The 18,744-nt window shown below is 71.7% G+C and carries 16 protein-coding genes, 1 pseudogene and 1 riboswitch; of the genes and pseudogenes, 10 read left to right on the top strand and 7 right to left on the bottom strand.

The genetic code is table 11. From position 1 onward, the window contains the following. Nucleotides 1-157 precede the first annotated feature (157 nt). Nucleotides 158-481: an antibiotic biosynthesis monooxygenase family protein gene (locus G9272_RS41685; RefSeq protein WP_171401387.1), complete on the top strand. Its 324-nt coding sequence runs from the start codon at nt 158-160 to the stop codon at nt 479-481. Between the two features lie 215 nt (nt 482-696). Here G9272_RS41685 and G9272_RS45655 read toward each other — a convergent pair. The 3 genes and pseudogenes from G9272_RS45655 to G9272_RS41670 form a co-directional block, all read right to left on the bottom strand. After that, nucleotides 697-957, bottom strand: a pseudogene (locus G9272_RS45655) (4-carboxy-4-hydroxy-2-oxoadipate aldolase/oxaloacetate decarboxylase); the annotation flags it as partial. Between the two features lie 197 nt (nt 958-1,154). Next, the gene (locus tag G9272_RS41675) at nt 1,155-1,580 is read right to left on the bottom strand and encodes a VOC family protein (RefSeq protein ID WP_171401386.1); all 426 of its coding nucleotides are present in this window, start codon (nt 1,578-1,580) and stop codon (nt 1,155-1,157) included. Between the two features lie 48 nt (nt 1,581-1,628). Further along, nucleotides 1,629-2,186, bottom strand: coding sequence for a YciI family protein (locus G9272_RS41670; RefSeq protein WP_171401385.1), 558 nt, complete (start codon nt 2,184-2,186; stop codon nt 1,629-1,631). Nucleotides 2,187-2,455: 269 nt separating this feature from the next. Here G9272_RS41670 and G9272_RS41665 point away from each other — a divergent pair, with 269 nt between their 5' ends. Further along, the gene (locus tag G9272_RS41665) at nt 2,456-3,763 is read left to right on the top strand and encodes a PP2C family protein-serine/threonine phosphatase (RefSeq protein WP_171401384.1); all 1,308 of its coding nucleotides are present in this window, start codon (nt 2,456-2,458) and stop codon (nt 3,761-3,763) included. 42 nt (nt 3,764-3,805) lie between these two features. On the opposite strand, the gene G9272_RS41660 is transcribed toward G9272_RS41665, so the two are convergent. The 3 genes from G9272_RS41660 to G9272_RS41650 form a co-directional block, all read right to left on the bottom strand. Further along, nucleotides 3,806-4,246 carry an ATP-binding protein gene (locus G9272_RS41660; protein ID WP_171401383.1) on the bottom strand — a complete coding sequence of 147 codons (441 nt, stop codon included), beginning with the start codon at nt 4,244-4,246 and terminating at the stop codon, nt 3,806-3,808. Nucleotides 4,247-4,565: 319 nt separating this feature from the next. Continuing rightward, a complete protein-coding gene (locus G9272_RS41655) occupies nt 4,566-5,099 on the bottom strand; it encodes a kinase (protein ID WP_171402402.1) in 534 nt (177 codons plus the stop codon). A gap of 75 nt (nt 5,100-5,174) precedes the next feature. Next, nucleotides 5,175-8,087 (bottom strand): protein kinase domain-containing protein, encoded by a 2,913-nt coding sequence (locus tag G9272_RS41650; protein WP_171401382.1) that lies wholly within the window; start codon nt 8,085-8,087, stop codon nt 5,175-5,177. A gap of 259 nt (nt 8,088-8,346) precedes the next feature. Here G9272_RS41650 and G9272_RS41645 point away from each other — a divergent pair, with 259 nt between their 5' ends. The 8 genes from G9272_RS41645 (at nt 8,347) to G9272_RS41615 (ending at nt 17,241) form a co-directional block, all read left to right on the top strand. Beyond that, the gene (locus G9272_RS41645) at nt 8,347-9,162 is read left to right on the top strand and encodes an SAM-dependent methyltransferase (protein ID WP_171401381.1); all 816 of its coding nucleotides are present in this window, start codon (nt 8,347-8,349) and stop codon (nt 9,160-9,162) included. A gap of 163 nt (nt 9,163-9,325) precedes the next feature. Then, a riboswitch (SAM riboswitch) is annotated at nt 9,326-9,435 on the top strand. Between the two features lie 19 nt (nt 9,436-9,454). Next, on the top strand, nt 9,455-9,586 hold the full coding sequence (locus G9272_RS46300; protein WP_367398576.1) for a putative leader peptide: 132 nt from the start codon (nt 9,455-9,457) through the stop codon (nt 9,584-9,586). A 218-nt stretch (nt 9,587-9,804) separates the two neighbouring features. Continuing rightward, nucleotides 9,805-11,427 (top strand): ABC transporter substrate-binding protein, encoded by a 1,623-nt coding sequence (locus G9272_RS41640; RefSeq protein WP_171401380.1) that lies wholly within the window; start codon nt 9,805-9,807, stop codon nt 11,425-11,427. A gap of 8 nt (nt 11,428-11,435) precedes the next feature. Next, nucleotides 11,436-12,395 carry an ABC transporter permease gene (locus G9272_RS41635; protein WP_171401379.1) on the top strand — a complete coding sequence of 320 codons (960 nt, stop codon included), beginning with the start codon at nt 11,436-11,438 and terminating at the stop codon, nt 12,393-12,395. Continuing rightward, nucleotides 12,392-13,372, top strand: coding sequence for an ABC transporter permease (locus tag G9272_RS41630; RefSeq protein ID WP_253268100.1), 981 nt, complete (start codon nt 12,392-12,394; stop codon nt 13,370-13,372). The genes G9272_RS41635 and G9272_RS41630 overlap by 4 nt, the downstream gene beginning before the upstream one ends. A 275-nt stretch (nt 13,373-13,647) precedes the next feature. Next, nucleotides 13,648-15,291 carry a dipeptide ABC transporter ATP-binding protein gene (locus G9272_RS41625; RefSeq protein ID WP_437184389.1) on the top strand — a complete coding sequence of 548 codons (1,644 nt, stop codon included), beginning with the start codon at nt 13,648-13,650 and terminating at the stop codon, nt 15,289-15,291. Beyond that, the gene (locus G9272_RS41620; RefSeq protein ID WP_171401378.1) at nt 15,288-16,112 is read left to right on the top strand and encodes a DUF1684 domain-containing protein; all 825 of its coding nucleotides are present in this window, start codon (nt 15,288-15,290) and stop codon (nt 16,110-16,112) included. The genes G9272_RS41625 and G9272_RS41620 overlap by 4 nt, the downstream gene beginning before the upstream one ends. A gap of 49 nt (nt 16,113-16,161) precedes the next feature. Further along, the gene (locus G9272_RS41615) at nt 16,162-17,241 is read left to right on the top strand and encodes an LLM class flavin-dependent oxidoreductase (protein ID WP_171401377.1); all 1,080 of its coding nucleotides are present in this window, start codon (nt 16,162-16,164) and stop codon (nt 17,239-17,241) included. Between the two features lie 25 nt (nt 17,242-17,266). Here G9272_RS41615 and G9272_RS41610 read toward each other — a convergent pair whose 3' ends face one another. Continuing rightward, entirely contained in the window at nt 17,267-18,721 is a 1,455-nt protein-coding gene (locus tag G9272_RS41610; protein ID WP_171401376.1) for a WGR domain-containing protein, read from the bottom strand. Nucleotides 18,722-18,744: the final 23 nt, after the last annotated feature.

Raw genomic sequence — 18,744 nt, 5'->3', positions numbered from 1 at the left:
GAGCCTTAGTTCACTACGTGATTTAAGAAGTGAGTAATGACCCTGTCAAGAGTTTGGTCTGGACCAGATTCGGGAGAGGGTGCCTCCGGGGCCGGAGCCGAATGTCACGGAGGGGGTGGTCCGCCGCCCGGGCGTCGCGGGAGGGCAGGATGGGAGCATGAGCGTAGTCAAGATCAACGTACTGACCGTCCCGGCGGAACAGCGGGAGACCCTCGAGAAGCGGTTCGCCGCACGAGCCCACGCCGTCGAGAACTCGGACGGCTTCGAGTGGTTCGAGCTGCTCCGCCCGGTCGAGGGCACCGACACCTACCTCGTCTACACGCGGTGGCGTGACGAGGAGTCGTTCCAGGCCTGGCTCGAGGGCCCGATGAAGGCCGCCCACCGGGGCGACACGGAGGGGGAACGGCCCAAGCCCGCGGCATCGGGCTCCACCCTCTGGTCCTTCGAGGTGGTGCAACAGGCTGCGCCGAAGGGCGAGTAGTCGCGCCGGGGGCGGGTGGACGCCGCGGCCGTCCACCCGCCCCCGGGCGTCACGATGACGGTCCGGCCGGCCCGGTACGCGGCGATGCAACCGGTCTCGGCGTCCACCCGTTCCTGGGACGCGGTGATCACCCGCTCCGCGTCCTCGCGGCGGACGACGACCGCGCCGTCGGCGTCCGCTCGCATCACGTCGCCCGGGCGGACGAGTACGCCGCCGATGGCGACCGGCTCGCCCATCGGTCCGACGGTCTCCTTGACCGTGCCCTTGATGGAAATGCTGCGGGAGAAGACGGGGAATCCCAGGGCCCGCAGATCCTCGGTGTCCCGGACGCCCGTGTCCGTGACCAGACCGGTGAGCCCCTTCGCCCGGCAGGCGTTGGCGGGCACGTCGCCGAAGGAGCCCGGCTCCTCGTAGACCCCGGCGGACACGACCACGACGCCACCCGGGCGGGCGTAGGCGACGGCGGTCCGGAGCATCAGGTTGTCGCGCGGGGGGGCGCTGGACGGTGAAGGCGGGGCCGCACAGGGACATGCGGTGGTCGACCGGCTTGATGGCCGAGTCCAGCGCCCCGAGTCGGCCTTGTGCCTCGTGGACGGTGGCCGAGGAGAAGGCGCTCGGTCGCTCGACCAGAGCAAGGCCGCTCAGGATCGCGGGTCGCGGGGCATGCGGGCGCTCAGGCGACCGGCTCGCCGATGCCCAGGAGGTTCCCCTCGCTGTCGCGGAACCAGGCCGCGCGTTCCCCCCGTACGCCCTTGCTCGGGTAGTTCCCGTCGATCTCGGCGATGCCGTCCCTCGTTGCGAACCCGGGCACGTCGACCTCTTCGAACACCACGCCTCGCCGCCTGAGCTCCGCCACGACCGCGTCGAGGTCGTCGACCTCCCACCCCATCTGGGTGAAGGTGCCGGGCGAGGCTCCCGTCGACCTGAACAGGGCGAACTCCGTCCCTCCGCATCGGTACAGGAGCCCGCCGGGCCGTTCGTCGACGGGCTCCAGACCGAGCCGCTCGGCATAGAAGCGCCGCGCCCGGTCCAGGTCCTGGGTGGGAAGCCTGGTCGCCACGCGTCCCCGGGCCAGAATGTTCCTGTCGTCTGCGTTCATGCCTCCACTGTCACCCGAACCCGCGCCGAACGGAGGGCGACGCCGGCCTCATGACGGCCGTCCGCCGAACTGCCAGTCGTGGACTTCGACGGCGGCATACCGGTCCGGGACCAGGACGGCGCGCGCCGATTCCGGGTCGGAGGCTCTGAGCAGCACCGCGGCACCCACCCGGGTGACGCCGTCGTCGGACAGCAGCGGCCCGTACGCGATCAGCTCGTCCCGGTCGGGCGGCACGCCGAGGCCGTCGTCCGTGCCCTGGCCGAGGCCGAGGCCGAGCACCAGGTACCGGTTGCCACCGCTCCGGCCACCGGGGAAGTCCCACATGGTGCGCCCCAGGATGTTGCGCCAACGGCGCACCAGCACGTCCCGGTAGACACCTGCCTGGTAGTTGGGCTCGTCGAAGGCGAACGCGCGGGCGGCGGCGACATCCGGGAGGTCGACGATGTGCACGCTGCCGGTGGGCGTGTCGCCGTCGGCGTCGAAGGTCGGACCCCGGGCGATCATCTGCGCCGCGTACCCGTCCATGTAGGACCAGTGCTTCTCCAGCAGTTCGTCGCGCAGGGCGGCGGAGGCGGGCCGGTCACGGTGATAGCAGAAGAACTCCATACCGGCAGACCCTTCCCAAGTCGGCGCGGTATCTCAACCGGCTTTCGGCGGGGAAGACCGGCAGGCACGGGCTTCCGCCGGGACCGGTGCCACAACTGGGCTTCGGGCCCGGTAACTTGACGAGCCATCATATAGTTGCGACGGCGCGCGGTGCTTCCCTGTCACCCGCCGCGCGGCCGGATCCCCACTGGAAAGGCACGACCCTGCGGAACGAACCGCGCAGCCGCACCGACGACGTCTCCGCCGCCCTGCCCTCGCCCCGTCGGTCGGTGTTCTCCCCCGCTGCCGACGTCATCGGCTCGGAACTCGATCTGCGTATGACCGGCAGCCATGTCGTGCACGCGCTGACGCCCGGATTCTGCGACGCGGCCTCCGTCTACCTGCTGGAGCGGTGGCGCGTCGAGGAGAACGCGCACGTCAGCCTGGACGCGCCGAGGATCGAGGCACGCCGGATGGCGCTGCGTGTCGGGCCGGGCGCGCGGGAGGACTGGGAGGGCATGCTGCCGGTCGGCGAGGTGATCGCCTTCCCCCGGGACACGCCGTACGCCCGCGCGCTCGCCGACGGGCACACGCAGGCGCTCGACGCGGTGGACCCGCACACGTCCGAGCGGCTCCTCGCCTCCGGGGACGGCGAGGCCCGCGTCTGTGACCTCCTGAGCGTGGAGGCTTTTCTCGTGGTGCCGCTGCGGCTGCGGGACCTGGCGATCGGCTTCGTCACCTGTACCCGGGGACCGGGTCGTGCGCCGTTCGGCCCGGCGGACGTGGCCGCCGTGGAGGCGCTGGCCGCGCGGGCCGCCGTGGCCCTCGACAACGCGCGCCGCTACGAGCGCGAGCGACGGACCTCCCTGGCGATCCGCAACAGCCTGCCGCCCGGCACGGCCCAGGAGTTCGGCGGCTGCCGCACCGCGCACGGCTGTCTGCCCGCCGGGCAGGGCAACCTCGTCGGCGGTGACTGGTTCGACGTGCTGAAGCGGCCGGGTGACCGGGTCAGCCTGATCGTCGGGGACGCCATGGGGCACGGTCCCGAGTCCGCCGTCGCGATGATCCAGCTGCGCACCGCCGTCCGTACCCTGGCGGCGCTCGACATCCCCGCGGCCGATCTCATAGGACGGCTCGACACCCTCGCCGGGGACTCCCCCGGCGTCTCCTTCGCGACCTGCATATACGCCGAGTGGGATGCCCGGCGGCGCACCTGCACCCTGGTGGGGGCGGGCCACCCTCCCCCGTTGCTGCGCGGCCCGGACGGCCACACGGCCCCGGTCAGGCTGACCGGGGCCGGCCTGCCCCTCGGGCTCGGGGCGGGCAGCTACGAGGAAACCGTGCTGAGCGTGCCGGATCCGGCCCTGCTGGTGCTCTACAGCGATGGTCTGGTCGAGTCCCGCGACGCCGACATCGACCAGGAGATCACCCGCCTCGCGCGCACCGTGGACGCGGCGGCCGCCGTCGAGCCCGTGGACGGCGACGGGCAGGACGCGCTGCCGTCCCTGTGCCGTCGGCTCCTGCACGCCCCCTCGGGTGCGGCCGGAGCCGACGACCGCACCCTGCTGCTGGCCGAACTGACGCCGGCCGGGTGCTGAGTCGCCGGGACCGGTCGGCGCGTGCCGGGTTCTCGGGCCCGTTCAGGCCGTCATGGTCGCCCAGACCGCGTTGCCGCCGGTGAGCCTCGACCGGTCGACTCCCCAGGACTCGGCGAGCTGCTCGACGAGGAAGAGGCCGCGGCCGCCCTCGTCGTCCGGCCCGGGCTCGCGGCGGGGCAGCCCCCGTCCCGTACGGTCGTGATCGTGCACCTCCAGGCGCAGGAGCCCGTCCGTGACGAGTCCTACGCCGCACAGGAAGCGGGTGCCGAGCGTGTGCCGTACGGCATTGGCGGCCAGCTCGGACACGAGCAGGACCGCGTCCGCGCACAGCTCGCCCGGCAGCCGCCAGGCGGCCAGCCGCGCGCTGATGGCACGGCGGGCCACCGAGACGCTGGAGCGGTGTGCCGGGAGTTCGATCCAGTGCGTCCGGTCGGGGCTCCAGGTGTCCAAGGGCTGGGGTGAGGACGTCGTGTGGGGGGACACGGTGGTCGCCTTCCGTGGGGGGCGGCAGCAGCCAGAGGCGGGGGAACGTGAGCAACGGGCCTATGAGGAAGGGGTGTTCCGGACGGGCCCGGCACCGCGAATGCCCGAGCGGTCCAACTCCTGTGGGGGTGGCAGGGGTTGGCGGGGAAACGCTCGAGTGCGGCGGCACGCTTCACACCCGTAACTATGCTCGCAACGAAGTTCAAGCTGCAACCGACTGCCTGATAAGGCCAGATCCGTCACGTCTACGACGGGGTGCCCGCGTCCGACCGCACCGGTCGGGCCCGGTGCGGGACCCGTGCGGGACCGGCACCGGGTGTCAGTGCTCCCGGGCGGGAAGGCGGTCCAGGCCCGTGTCGAGCATGATGCGGTCGACGGTCCGCGGGAGCGTGCTGTCGGCGCCGATGACTGTCTCGATGTCGCCCGGCAGCAGATCGAGCTCCCTGTACCAGTCGGCCAGGTCCGCCTCGCCGACCTCATGGGCGATCGGCTTGGTGGCATGACGCACCAGGGTTTCGGCGAACGGCACATGAAGGTAGTAGCCGTGGGTCGGGCCGCGGTGGTCCGTGCGCAGCCGTTCGAGCATGGGGCCGTACCGGTCGGCGTAGAGGATTCCTTCGAGGACGACGTGGTAGCCGGCGTCCAGCGCATAGCGGGTGACGGCCTCGATCAGCCCGATGTTCGCCGCGCCGGGCCGGTCGTGCTCGCGCAGCACGACCCGGCGGAGGTTGTCCTGCCCGACCAGGGCCAGGCCCCGGCCGAACCTCTCGCGGAGACCGGCCGCCACCGCCGACTTGCCCGAGGCGCTGTTGCCGCGCAGCACGACCAACCGGGTCTCCGGAGTGCCCACCATCACGGTGGTCACGCTACCGGCACGGCTGACATCGACGCACGCGGCGTCGCTGCCGGTTCCACGCGGTGGCAGGGGTCAGTCGGAGACATACGCGTTGAGCGGCGACAGCCCGTCCAGGTCCGCCTGGAGGCCCTTCAGGCCGGAGCTGTGGAGGAACGTGCGTACCGGCACGTACACCGGAATCGCCGCTGCCTGCTCCATCACCCGGCGATCGACCGTGGACCACTTCTCGCCGGCCGCCGCCAGGTCCGTCGTCGCGTTGGCCTCGTCGATCGCGGTGTTGACGGCCTCGCTGTCGAGCCGGGAGAAGTTGGAGGTGGTCGGGTAGGTGTAGCGGCCGTCGAAGGAGTCCGGAAGATAGGCCGACGCCAGTGGGAGGCCACTGGCGTTCATCGGCAGGCGGACCAGGTCGTACTCGCCCTTCCCCGCGTTCTCGTAGATGTCGGAGATGTCGACGTTCTTCAGCGTCACCCGGAAACCGGCCTTGTCCAGGGCCTTCTTCACCGCCTTCGCCCGTGCTTCGTCGGCTGTCGTCGCATAGGCGACGGTGAGCGGGTAGGCCGTCTCGCCGGCCTCGGTGAGCAGCGCTCGGGCGGCGCCGGGGTCACCGTGCGCGCCGGCGCCGTACAGGTCGAAGTCGCGGGAACCGCGGATGCCCGGCGGCATCAGGTGGTGCGTGGCGACGCCGTCCTCGCCGCTCGCGGCCAGGACGTCCGCCGCCGGATACGCGGTGGCGATGGCCTGACGGACCTTCAGCTTCGGTACCCGCTCGGTGTCGACGGAGTACGCGTGGACGTAGGGGGCGGGTGACGTCACCCTGACCGTTCCGCTGCCGGTGGCGCCGTCCGTCGTGCCGAGCCCGTCCTTGTCCAGCGAGCCGGAGAACGTCATCACGGCGGAGTCCGGACCGGCCGCGCGGATCCGGGACTTGATCTCGTCGAGGGTGAGCGCGCCGGTGATCTCGTACCGGTCGGGGTACGCGGTGCGCACCGGGTCCGTGTCCGCGCGCCACTTCGGGTTGCGGGTGAGCGTGAGGTTCCTGGCGCCGGTGAAGGAGCCGATCTGGTACGGGCCCGTCGACGGCAGGAGGGCGGACGTACCGGAGATGTCGGAGACCCGCTCCGGCACCGGTGCGCCGTTGGGGCCGGCCAGGACCACGTTGAAGTCGGGGTGGGCGCCGTCGAGGTGGAAGACGATCGTGCTGTCGTCCGGGGTCTCGATGACACCCGGCGGCATTTCGTGCTCGCCGCCGATGCCGTCCGCGTCCTCGGGACCGAGCAGGAAGCTGCGCAGGGTGCGGTCGCCCATCGGGAACTCGTCGGGGTCGAGGGCGCGCTCGACCGCGTACGCGAAGTCCTGGGCGCGTACGGGCGATCCGTCGTTGTAGGTGAGGCCCGCCTTGAGGGTGAACGTCCATTCGCGGCCGTCCAGCGACGACCGACCGGTGTCCTGGGCGAGGTCCCCGACGAGTCGGACAGAGCCGTCGGGCAGGGTTCTGAGGGCGGTCAGGCTCCGGTAGACGAGGCGGGAGATCAACCGGTCGGCGCCGGACCACATGTTGCCCGGGTCGACGGTGGTGATCTCGCCGGGTTCGAGGACCGTGACCGTGCCGCCCTTGCGGGCGTTCCGCACCGCCGGGGCGGGGCCCTTGGAGTCGGCGGCGGAGCCGAGCGTGAGCGTCTGGGTCTTCGCCACCGGGGCCACGAGGCCGGCCTTCGACCCGCCCGAGCCGTTCTTCCCACTCCCCTCGTCGTCGCTGTCGCCGCCGCCGAAGGGCTGGAGGACGGCGACTGCGGCCACGAGCGCGACGGCGACCACGGAGGCCCCGATCCACGCGACGCGCCCGCGCCGACGGGCGGCCGCGGGAACGGTCGGCGGCTGCCTCGGGCGGGGCGGCGCGAGCAGGTACGAGGTGACGTCGACTCCGAGGGGCGTGGCCTCCGCCGCGAACGGCCCCGGGGTCGGCGCCGGGGCGAGGGCAGGAGCCGGAGCCGGGGCAGGGGCAGGGGCAGGGGCAGGGGCAGGATCCTGCTCACTCCGATGCGCGGACACCCGGTCCGAGCTCCCCGGTTCGATGGAAGCGGAGTGCTGCCCCGGCAGGGCGGTGTGATCCGGGAGTGGGGGCGCGGACTCGGAGAGCGGCGGCGCGGCCTCGGCCACGGCCAGCGTCTCGAACAGCGCCCGTGCCTCCTCCGCCGTCGGTCGCTCATCGACCGGCTTCGCCAGCATCCGCCCCACCAGTTCGTCCCAGGCGGGGGCCAGCCCCGGACGCCGTACCGACGGCTTCTGCGGTGTCTCGTACACATGGCAGTGCATCAGCGCGGGCGCCGACGCCGAGTCGAAGGGCGGTGCGCCGGTGAGCATCTCGTACACCGTGCAGCCCAGCGCGTACACATCCGTGCGCCCGTCGTCCGCGCCGCGGGTGAAGCGCTCCGGCGCCATGTAGGAGAGGGTGCCGACGGGCGAGTCGGTGGTCACGGTGAGCCGGCCGCCGGTCGTCGCGTCGAGGAACTTGGCGATGCCGAAGTCGAGCACCTTCACCATGCCCTCGTCCGTGAGCATCACGTTCGCCGGTTTGATGTCGCGGTGCACGATGCCGGCCCGGTGCGCGGTCGCCAGGGCCCGGCAGACCTGTGCCGCGAGCACCGCGACCCGCTCCGGCGCCGGCGGCCCCTCGGCCAGCAGCTCGCGCAGGGTCCGCCCCGAGAGCAACGGCATGACCAGGTAGGGGACTTCACCTTCCGCGCCGTGGTCGAAGACCGGCACGATGTACGAGCTGTCGAGGGCGGCGGCGGCCCGCGCCTCCCGCCCGAACATGGCGAGCAGCCGTTCCCGCTCGGCACCGACCGTGCCCGGTGGCAGGCTCAGCAGCTTGACGGCCACCGTGCGTTCGAGCCGCGCGTCCCTGGCCCGCCACACCACACCCATACCGCCCGCACCGATCCGCTCGGTGAGCGTGTACCGGCCGTCCAGGACCGTGTCGCGCATCCTCGCCCCCACTCGCTCAAGGATTGGGCGGTCTCAATGTACCTATGCACAAGGCGAGTTGAGGGGTTCCGGGACGAGGTGCGAGCGAGGTGTGAGCGGTGCGTCCGGACCGGCCGACACGGAGACGTGAACCCGGATGTCTCCGTGAGGGCACTGTTCGAACCCACCGAAAATGTGAACGGGTGTACGTACCAGGGTCGTTGGGACGTAAGTTGTGGCTCGAACTGCCCACGCCTCGGCCGAAAGACGGACGCCCCTCATGACCGACCATGTGACCACGCCCGGATCAGCGGCACATCAGAAGATCGACACCTCGGTGCCGCACTCGGCCCGCATCTGGAACTACTGGCTCGGCGGGAAGGACAACTACCCCGTGGACGAGCAGGCCGGTGACGCCTACACCGCCGTGTTCCCCGGCATCGTCACCATCGCCCGCAGCAGCCGCGCGTTCCTGCGCCGCAACATCACGTACCTGGTCTCCGAGGCGGGCATACGACAGTTCCTGGACGTCGGAACGGGCCTGCCGACCGCCGACAACACCCACGAGGTCGCCCAGCGTCTCGCCCCCGAGACCCGGATCGTCTACGTCGACAACGATCCCCTGGTCCTCGCCCACGCCCGCGCCCTGCTCTACTCCACCGCGGAGGGCGCGACCTCCTATGTCGACGCCAATGTGCTGGACCCGGAGCGCATCCTGGCGCGCGCCGCCGAGACGCTGGACTTCAGCCGTCCCACCGCGCTCATCCTCAGCAACATCCTGGGCCACGTCGCCGACCACGACCAGGCCCGCTCCATCGTCACCAACCTGATGGCGGCACTGCCGTCCGGCAGCTACCTCTCCATCAACGACGGTTCGCGGGGCATCGACCCGGTCTTCGAAGAGGCCCAGGACGCCTACAACGAAAGCGGCGCCGTCCCGTACAACCTGCGATCCGTCGACGAGATCACGGCGTACTTCGACGGCCTGGAGCTCCTGGAGCCCGGAGTCGTCTCGGTCCCCCTCTGGCGCCCGGAGGCCACCTCCCCCGCGCCGGACGTCATCGGCGAACACGGCGGCCTCGCCCGCAAGCTGTAGCCGCCCACGCCACCACCCACGCCGCCACCCTCCTCACCGGACGGGCGGCCGGCCGGCGCTGATACCGCTCCGCCGCACCCGCCGTCACGGCCGGTGCGGCGGAGCTGTTCAACTCTCCTACCGATATTGACGGATAATGTCAGTACTCCGTAAGATCGACCCCGGCATTGAGTGTCAGCATCAAGCCCTGGCTAGCTGACCGGCAACCCTCCTCCGCGGTGGGGTGCTCCAGGTGAAAGCCCGGCAGGGTCACCGACTCTGCAAGCGCGTGGCCCCGGTTCGGGGGCCTGAGATGTGGAGGACCAGCGTGCGGCTCAGCGGCAACCTGAGTGCCTCGATCGCGACCGCGGCGCTGTTCTCCGGATTCTCGCGCCGACGCCACATCGACCTGCGGCGTTCCGCCAGCTGTCTGTGTCAGGGCTGATCACGCCCCACCTCGCAGGCTGACCCTCGCCCACAGCACGGTCATGCCGTCAGCGACTTCGCCATCGACACAGTCGTCGACATCCCCTCCCCCTGAACAGTCCCCCGCACAGTTCTGAGCAGTGTCGGCCCGTGCGAGGCCGGCACCCTCCGCGCACAGCCATGGCCGCGTTCCGCTCCGGCATGTGCGCGGTGACCTTGGAGTAGGAGAACCATCCCGTGACAGCGCATCCGGATTCCCGTACCCCCCGGTGGGCGGCGCTCGCCGCCCTCGTGACCGGCAGCCTTCTGCTCAGCGCCTGCTCGTCGAGCGACACCGGCACCTCGAGCGGCGAGGGCGGCAGCCCGAAGTCGGGTGGCACCCTGACCTTCGCGGTGGGTTCCGACGCCGGCTGCGTGGATCCGCAGCAGGTGGGCAGCAACGACACCATCTACTCACTGCGTCAGGTCGTGGACTCCCTGACCGACCAGGACCCCAAGACCGGCAAGATCGTGCCATGGCTCGCGAAGAGCTGGGACATCAGCCCGGACACCACGACGTTCACGTTCCACCTGAGATCAGGTGTGACCTTCAGCGACGGGACACCGCTGACCGCGCAGGTGGTCAAGGACAACTTCGACGCGGTGCCGAAGCTCGGCGCCCTCGGCACACTCGCCCAGGGGTACCTGAGCGGCGTGGAGAGCACCACCGCCGTGGACCCGCTCACGGTGCGGGTGAAGTTCAAGCAGCCCAACGCGCAGTTCCTCCAGGCCACGGCCACGCACTCGCTGGGGATCGAGTCGTCGGCGAGCGCGCGCAGGAGCCCGCAGGAGAAGTGCAGCAAGGGAGTGGTCGGATCCGGGCCGTTCGTGCTGAACGGCTATGTGCAGAACCAGTCGATCACCCTGGCCAAGCGCGCCAAGTACGCCTGGGGTTCCTCGCTGTGGACCAAGCAGGGCGAGGCGTACCTGGACAAGCTGGTGTTCAAGGTGGTGCCCGAGGCCGGCGTGCGCACCGGCAGCCTCCAGTCCGGCCAGGTGGACGCGATCGGCAGCGTCGGCCGGGCCAACGAGGCGGCGCTCAAGGGCGGCGCGGTGAACCTCCGGCAACGGGCCAACCCGGGCGTGGTGTTCAACCTGGGGCTCAACAACTCCCGGCCGCTCTTCAAGGACGCGAAGATACGCCAGGCGATCCTGTTCGCCATCGACCGGCAGCAGATCGTCGACGCCGTGTTCCCGACCGGCACCGAGCCGGCGACCAGCATCCTGGCGCACACCACACCGGACTACGCCGATCTCGGTTCGGACCTGGCCTTCGACGCCGCCAAGGCGAAGTCCCTGCTGGACTCGGCCGGTTGGAAGGCGGGCAGCGACGGCGTCCGGGTCAAGGACGGCAAGAAGCTGAGCCTGACCGTCAAGTGGTTCGCCAACGCGGCCACCAACCAGCCCGCGCTGGAACTGATCCAGCAGCAGCTCAAGGCCGTCGGTGTCGAGGTGGTGCTCAAGCAGCTCCAGATCGCCCAGTTCTCCCCGACCCTTCAGTCCGGTGACTTCGACGCGGTGTGGGGCAACGTGACCCGCGCCGACCCGGACATCCTGCGCAGCTCGTACTCCACCCGGCTGGCCAACTTCTACCACCTGCCGGCCACCGCGCTGGACACCGCGCTGACCCAGCAGGCCGCGACGACCGACACGGCCAAGCGCAAGCAACTCGTCACCCAGGCACAGCAGTTGATCGTTCAGAACGCCTATGTCGTACCCGTGGTGGAGCTTCAGACCCAGCTGGGGGTGGCCAAGAAGGTGCACAACCTCGACTTCGAGGCCTCCAGCCGGATCCAGCTGCACGACACCTGGATCGGGTAGCGGCCGGCATGCGTCTCTATGTGGTCAAGCGACTCGCGCAGGCCCTCGGGGTGCTGTGGGCGGCCTACACGGTGTCCTTCCTCGTGCTGGACTACCTGCCCGGTGATCCCGTCTCGGCGATGGCCGGCGCGGGAGCGGACACGGGCCAGGTCGATCCGGCCCAACTCGCCGCGCTGCGGCACGAGTACGGCTTCGACAAGCCGGTTCTCGCGCAGTACGCCGACTGTCTCGGCAGGGCGGTGCGCGGCGACTTCGGCGACTCGGTGTCCACCGGCCGGCCGGTGACCTCGACGCTGGCCGACGCGCTGCCGCAGACCCTCCAGCTGACCGGGGCGGCATTGCTGCTCGCGGTGGCCCTCGGCGGCGGCCTGGCGGTACTGGCGACCTACACCACCCTGCGGTGGTTGCGGCAGCTGCTGCTGTCGTTGCCGCCGCTGGGGGTGTCGGTGCCGACGTTCTGGGTCGGGCTGGTGCTCGTCGAGCTGTTCTCCTTCCGGACGAGGCTGTTCCCGGCGTTCGGCAACGACGGGCTGCGGGGCCTGGTGCTGCCCGCGGTGACGCTGGCGATCCCGACCGGCGCCCTGGTGGCGCAGGTGCTGGCCAAGAGCCTGCTCACGGCACTGGACCAGGCCTATGTGGAGACCGCCCGGGCCAAGGGCGCCGGCCGGCTGCGCATCCATCTGCGGCACGCGCTGCGCAACGCCTCGCTGCCGGCGCTGACGGTCGTCGGGCTGCTGGCCGGCCAGCTGATCGCCGGTTCGGTCGTCGTCGAGACGGTGTTCTCCCGCGACGGTCTGGGCCGGGTGACCGCCGCCGCGGTCACCGTCCAGGACATCCCGCTGGTCCAGGGGGTCGTGGTGTTCGGGGCGCTGATCTTCGTGGCTGCCAATCTGGTCGTCGATCTCGTCTACCCGCTGCTCGACCCGCGGATCGTGGTGGCGGCGACCAGGAAGGTGCGTCCCGCATGAGCCGGACACTTGCCGACGATGTCACCGCCGGAGCCGCCGGAACGGCGGGAGCTGCCGAAACGGTCGGAGCGGTCGAAGCCGCCACCGGCCTGGCCCGACCGGTGGATCCCGGTGCCGACCCGGGCCCCGCGAGCGCCGGACGCGGTGTCGGACCGCGACGGTTCCTGCTGTTCCTGGTGCGCCGGCCCGGGCTGCTGACCTCGGTCCTGGTGCTGGTGCTGGTGGTGCTGGCCGCGTTCTGGCCAGGGCTGTTCACCTCGCAGGACCCGCTGCACGGGGTGCCCGCGGAGAACTTCCGGAGCCCCGGCGGCGGGCACTGGTTCGGCACCGACGAGCTGGGACGTGACGTGTTCTCGCGGGTGGTGCACGGTGCCCAGCTGTCACTGAAGGCGACCCTGATCGCGGTGGGGTTCGCGTTCGTGGTCGGCGGCCTGATCGGCCTGGTCGCCGGGTTCGTGGGCCGCTGGGTCGAGGACGTGCTGATGCGCTTCGTCGACGTACTGCTGTCGATCCCGTCGCTGTTCCTGTCGCTGGCCCTGGTCACCGCGCTGGGCTACGGAACGGTGAAGGTGGCGGTCGCGGTCGGCATCGCCAGCGTCGCCGGCTTCGCCCGGGTGACCCGCGCCGAGGTGCTGCGGGTGCGCCAGGCGGTCTTCGTCGAGGCGTCGCGCTCCTGCGGGGCCCGCTGGTACTCGGTGCTGGGCCGGCACGTGCTGCCCAACGCGGCGGGCCCGGTGATCGTGCTCGCCACCCTCGAGTTCGGCGCCGCCATCCTCGCCGTGTCGTCGCTGAGCTTCCTCGGCTACGGGGCGCCCCCACCGGCGCCGGAATGGGGCACGTTGATCTCCGACGGGCGCAACTACCTGGCCAACGCCTGGTGGCTCACCGCGCTGCCCGGCCTGGCGATCGCGGCAACGGGCCTCGCCACCAACCGCATCGCGCGGGCGCTGGACGGCGAATGGTCCCGCGGGCGATGACCCGCCCCACGACGAACGAACCCGAGACGGACGTACCCGTGACGGAAGAAACCGTGACCCACGAAGCCGTGGGCGACCAGCCCCTGACCGACCAGGCCGCAACCGGCCACAGCGCGACCGACCACGGCCCGACCGACCACAGCACGACCGGTCGGCCCACGACCGACAAAGCCACGACGGACGAGGCCACCACGGACAAGGCCACTACGGACAAGGCCACGACGGACGAGGCCGCAACCGGTGAAGCTTCAGCGGACGAGCCCGCGCTGCTGGAAGTGCGCGGCCTGTCGGTGTCGTACCGCACCCGCGGCGGCACCGTGCGCGCGGTACGGGGCGTGGACCTCGACGTGTGGCCGGGGCAGGTCACCGCGGTGGTCGGCGAGTCGGGCTCCGGGAAGAGCACGACCGCGCACGCGATCACCCGGCTGCTGGCGGCCAACGGCGGCATCGACGCCGGTACCGTCCGCTTCGGCCGGCACGACCTCACCGCGTTGTCCGAGCGGGAACTGCGTACCGTACGCGGCGCGCAGATCGGTCTGGTGCCGCAGGACCCGACGGTGTCGCTCAACCCCGTCAAACGCATCGGTGAGCAGGTGGCCGAGGTGCTGCGGATCCACGCTCTGGCGACCCGCCGCTCCGCTCCGTCGGCCGCGATCGCGATCCTGGACCAGGCGGGGCTGCCCGACGCGGCCACCCGCGCCCGGCAGTACCCGCACGAACTGTCCGGCGGGATGCGCCAACGGGCCCTGATCGCGGTCGCCATCGCCGCGAAACCGCAGCTGATCATCGCCGACGAGCCGACCAGCGCGCTCGACGTCACCGTGCAGCGGGTCATCCTCGACCACCTCCAGCACCTCACCGAGGAGTCCGGCACCGCCGTGCTGCTGGTGACGCACGATCTCGGCGTAGCGGCCGACCGGGCGCAGCGGCTCGTGGTCATGTCCGAGGGCCGGGTCGTCGAGGCCGGTCCCACCCGGGAGGTCCTGGAGAACCCGCAGCACGCGTACACCCGGCGGTTGCTGGCCAGCGCGCCCAGCCTCACCACGGCCCGGCCGCGCGCCACGGGCGCCGTCACCGCGCCGGCTCCCGACGAGGCACCGCTGGTGGAGGCCCGCAACCTGGTCAAGGAGTTCCGGCTGCCCGCCGCCGCGGGCGCGGCCCGCACCCTGCGCGCGGTCGACGACGTCAGTCTCACCCTGCACCGCGGCCGGACACTGGCCCTGGTCGGCGAATCCGGCTCGGGGAAGTCCACCACCGCCCGTCTGGTGCTGCGGCTGGTCGATCCGACCTCGGGGAGCGTGCTGTTCGACGGCGCCGATGTCACGACCGCCCGCGGGGCAGAGGCCCGGCAGCTGCGCCGGCGGGCCCAGCTCGTCTACCAGAACCCGTACGCCTCGCTGGATCCCCGGTTCTCGATCGGCGAGGTGATCACCGAGCCGCTGCGCGCGTTCCGGGTCGGCGACCGCGCCTCCCGGCTCGCCCGGGCCCGGGAGCTGCTCGACCGGGTGGCGCTGCCCGGCTCGGTGCTGGACCGCCGTCCGGCGGAACTGTCCGGCGGGCAGCGGCAGCGCGTCGCGATCGCCCGCGCCCTCGCGCTCTCGCCCGACCTGGTGGTGTGCGACGAACCGGTGTCCGCGCTCGACGTGTCCGTCCAGGCCCAGGTGCTCGACCTGCTCGCCGAGCTCCAGGCCGACACGGGAGTGGCGTACCTGTTCATCTCCCACGACCTGGCCGTCGTACGCCAGATCGCGCACCAGGTGGCCGTCATGCGGTCCGGCCGCGTCGTCGAGACGGGTACCACCGAGGACCTGTTCACCCACCCCCACCACGACTACACCCGCGAACTGCTCGCGGCGATCCCCGGCGGCCGCCACGCGTCGGCCGGGGACCGGCCGCACCAACCGAAGGAGCACCTGTGACCGTTCAGGACACGTCGGCGGAACTCGAAGCCTTCGTCCACGACTGGCAGGAGTGGCATCACCGGCAGGAGGCACGGCTCGCCGACCCGCACGGCTTCCTGGCGATCACCGGCCTGCACTGGCTGAGCGATCGGCCGGAACGCTTCCCGGACGCGCCGGGGGCGTGGTCGACCGACGCCGACGGAATCGTCGTGGTCCTCGACGAGGGCGAGGAACTGGTCGTCGACGGAACCGTCGTCCGGGGCGAGCACCGCTTCGGGGTGATCCCGGAGCGCGGTGGGGTCGACGCCGTGTGGGGCGACGCCGTCATCGAGGTGGCCAAGCGCGGCGGGCAGGACATCATCCGCCCCCGCCACCCGAACACGCCGCTGCGCAACGGCTTCACCGGCACGCCGGCCTACGCCCCGCACCCCCGCTGGGTGGTGACCGGCCGTTACACGGCGTTCGACGAGCCCAGGCCGACGACGGTGGGCGCGGCGGTCGAGGGACTGGAGCATGTGTACGACGCGCCGGGCCGGGTCGAGTTCGAGCTGGACGGTCGTCCGCTGGCGCTGACCGCGTTCCCCGGTCACGGCCCGGGGAGTCTGCTCGTACTGTTCACCGACGCGACCTCCGGGGTCACCACCTACGCGGCCAACCGGGCCCTCGCGCTGGACGCACCCGCCGCCGACGGCACGGTCGTTCTGGACTTCAACCGGGCGGCGAACCTGCCGTGCGCCTACACCGATCTGGCCACCTGCCCGCTGCCGCCCGCGGAGAACCGGCTGCCCGTGCTGGTCGAGGCCGGGGAGAAGCTCCCCCGCGAGCGGGGCGGGTCCTGACCTCCGACCACCGAGCGCCGACGAGCCGACCCCGACCCTGAGGACTGGCATGAGCATCCCCTCCATCACCTCGCTGGCCTTTCTGACCCCGGGCAACTTCGCCGACGAGGATCCCTACACCGGTCTGGAGGAGACGCTTCAGCTGTTCGAGTACGGCGAGCGGATCGGCTTCGACGGCGCCTGGGTCCGGCAGCGCCATCTCGAACACGGGGTGGGCTCGGCCGCGGTGTTCCTCGCCGCGGCGGGCCAGCGGACCGAGCGGGTCGAGCTGGGTACCGCGGTCATCCCCATCGGGTACGAGAGCCCGTTCCGGCTGGCCGAGGACCTGGCGCTGGCGGACGTGCTGTCCCGCGGCAGGCTTCAGGCCGGGTTCAGCACCGGCATGCCGCACGCCGAGCTGCTCGGCGATCTGGTGTACGACGGGGACTGGCGCGGCTTCGATCTGTCGTACGGCAGGATCGCCCGCGTCGTCGACAACCTGCGCGGGGACTACCTCGGGGGGCCGGACACCGTGATCCAGTCGCCGGGCAACACCCAACGGCCGCGGCTACAGCCGCACGACCCGGGCCTGTTGGACCGTGTCTGGTACGGGGGCGGCAGCCTGCGGTCGATCCGGTGGGCCGCGGAACACGGCCTGAACCTGCTGAGCGGCAACATCGTCACCGGGGAGGGCACCGACGACTTCACCACGGCCCAGCTCACCCTGCTCTCCGCGTACCGGCGCACGGTCTCCGCCGCTCGTCCGGCGCGGGTGGCTCTGGGGCGGGTGATCGTGCCCTTCGACAGCGCCGACGCCACCACCCGGGCCCGGTACCGGGAGTACGCGGCCGGCCGGCACGCGCGCACCCTGGCGCCGCAGGGCAGGAACCGGACCCTGTTCGCGCCGGACGTGGTCGGGACGGCGGAGCAGATCCTGGAGCAGCTGGCCACGGACCCCGTCGTCTCGGCCGTTTCGGAGCTGCGCCTGGAGCTGCCGTACGAGTTCCACCGGGGCGACTACGAGCAGATCCTGCACGACGTCCGGCACTTGATCGCGCCGGAGCTGGGCTGGCGGCCCGCCGGCGCGGCCGCCCCGACCGCACCGCAGGTCGCACCGCCGGTCGCCGCCCGGGGCGGGGCCGGCCGATGAGCGAGACCGGGAAGGAGCCGTACGGTCAGAGCAGCCGTCGGATGTCACCGCGGACCCGGTAGAAGCCGCCGGCCGCCGTGTGCAGGGCGTCCACGACGTAGCGTGCCCCGGGCTCGCGTATCTCGCGCGGGAACTGGACGTTCCAGGACGTGTCGTAGCCGTCGGACACCACGTGCACCCGGACCCGGCCGGCTTCCTGGACGCACTCGACGACGATCGACCCGGAGGGCGCCCGGGTCACGGTGGCCACCGTGGCCGCGGCGGTGGCGGGGACATACGTCGGCAGCGCCTCGGCGAGCTTGACGTCCCGCGCCACCGGCACCGTTCCCTGCTGTGCCGCGGTGATGGCCGTCTCGCTCGCGTCCACGCACACCAGCGAGCCGTCGGTGCTCACCAGGTACAGCCGTTCGTCGCGGTACTGCATGGACAGCGCCGAGCCGCCGCCCGTGCCGAGCTTCCACAGGCGCGTGCCGTCCCGGTCGAAGCAGTAGACGGACGACGACGCGTCACCGGCGAACACGAAGCGCCCGTTGGGCGAGGTGGCGCAGGAGTACACCGCACTGTCGCAGCCGTACGTGGCCTCGACCGCGCCGGTGGCCTTGGACAGCCGCTGCACCACCTTGTGCGCGGTCCCCGCGTACACGGCGTTCTCCTCCTGCCAGCCGAACAGGACGCCGCCTCGGGTGGGGGTGTGCCAGAGTTCGCCGCCGCCGTCGGGCGCGTAGGCGGTGACGCCCCGGTGGTGACCGTGGTAGACGGCCCGGTCGTCGGCGCGGACCATCCAGGCGTGCTCGCCCTGGCTGCGGCGGGCCCACTGGTGCTCGTCCTCGTGGTCGATGACGGTGAGCCGGCCGTCGCGGTCCGAGACGTTCAGCAAACCCTCGTGGATGTCCAGCCAGAAGATGTCGACGTCCGCCGCGATGTCGTACGCCGCGAACGGCAGCTTCGAGGACAGGTCGTAGACCTTGCCGTCGTCACAGCCCGCGTAGATCCAGAAGTCGTCGGCGACCAGGCACTTCACGCCGTCCGGAAGGCTGAAGCGGGCCAGGACCGCACCCTCGTGGTCCAGGGTGTAGACGTCACCGGACTGGTTGCCGACCCAGCAGCGGTCGTCGTCCACGTGGATGCCGAACGCCGAGGAACCGGTGCGGAACCGCCACAGCACCGGGGCCACGGCACGCGCGGTGGACGGCGCCGAGGTCACCTGACGGCGGGTCACCGAACGTGGAGGGCGCTGCCCGGCGACGGCCGGGGCGTACCCCTTGCGGACCTTCTCCCCGACCTTCCGCGCGGCGGCGGCCCGGGCCTTCTCGGCGGTGGGGAACGTCGTCGTCTGTAGCTGCCCGGAGGCGCCGATCCGCCCGTACCGCACCGTCACCACCACGCCGTCGACGGCCACTTCGTAGAACTTGTGCGCGCCGCCGCCGTCCTGCGACAGCTCCAGATACGTCGTCGACACGGTGCTGGACCCGGTAGCCATGACAAACCCCTCCCCAGGGTGGA

This window comes from Streptomyces asoensis, assembly GCF_013085465.1.
In the GTDB taxonomy this organism is placed as follows: domain Bacteria; phylum Actinomycetota; class Actinomycetes; order Streptomycetales; family Streptomycetaceae; genus Streptomyces; species Streptomyces cacaoi_A.
Note: the sequence above shows the minus strand (reverse complement) of the source record. Positions and strands in the feature narration are given on the sequence as shown.

What these genes read in the sequence shown, in the direction of transcription:
- G9272_RS41610 (WP_171401376.1), bottom strand. Translation starts at nt 18,721, where the DNA reads ATGGCTACCGGGTCCAGCACCGTGTCGACGACGTATCTGGAGCTGTCG.
- G9272_RS41670 (WP_171401385.1), bottom strand. Translation starts at nt 2,186, where the DNA reads ATGGAGTTCTTCTGCTATCACCGTGACCGGCCCGCCTCCGCCGCCCTG.
- G9272_RS46300 (WP_367398576.1), top strand. Translation starts at nt 9,455, where the DNA reads ATGTGGAGGACCAGCGTGCGGCTCAGCGGCAACCTGAGTGCCTCGATC.
- G9272_RS41615 (WP_171401377.1), top strand. Translation starts at nt 16,162, where the DNA reads ATGAGCATCCCCTCCATCACCTCGCTGGCCTTTCTGACCCCGGGCAAC.
- G9272_RS41635 (WP_171401379.1), top strand. Translation starts at nt 11,436, where the DNA reads ATGCGTCTCTATGTGGTCAAGCGACTCGCGCAGGCCCTCGGGGTGCTG.
- G9272_RS41675 (WP_171401386.1), bottom strand. Translation starts at nt 1,580, where the DNA reads ATGAACGCAGACGACAGGAACATTCTGGCCCGGGGACGCGTGGCGACC.
- G9272_RS41630 (WP_253268100.1), top strand. Translation starts at nt 12,392, where the DNA reads ATGAGCCGGACACTTGCCGACGATGTCACCGCCGGAGCCGCCGGAACG.
- G9272_RS41645 (WP_171401381.1), top strand. Translation starts at nt 8,347, where the DNA reads ATGACCGACCATGTGACCACGCCCGGATCAGCGGCACATCAGAAGATC.
- G9272_RS41650 (WP_171401382.1), bottom strand. Translation starts at nt 8,087, where the DNA reads ATGCGCGACACGGTCCTGGACGGCCGGTACACGCTCACCGAGCGGATC.
- G9272_RS41685 (WP_171401387.1), top strand. Translation starts at nt 158, where the DNA reads ATGAGCGTAGTCAAGATCAACGTACTGACCGTCCCGGCGGAACAGCGG.
- G9272_RS41655 (WP_171402402.1), bottom strand. Translation starts at nt 5,099, where the DNA reads ATGGTGGGCACTCCGGAGACCCGGTTGGTCGTGCTGCGCGGCAACAGC.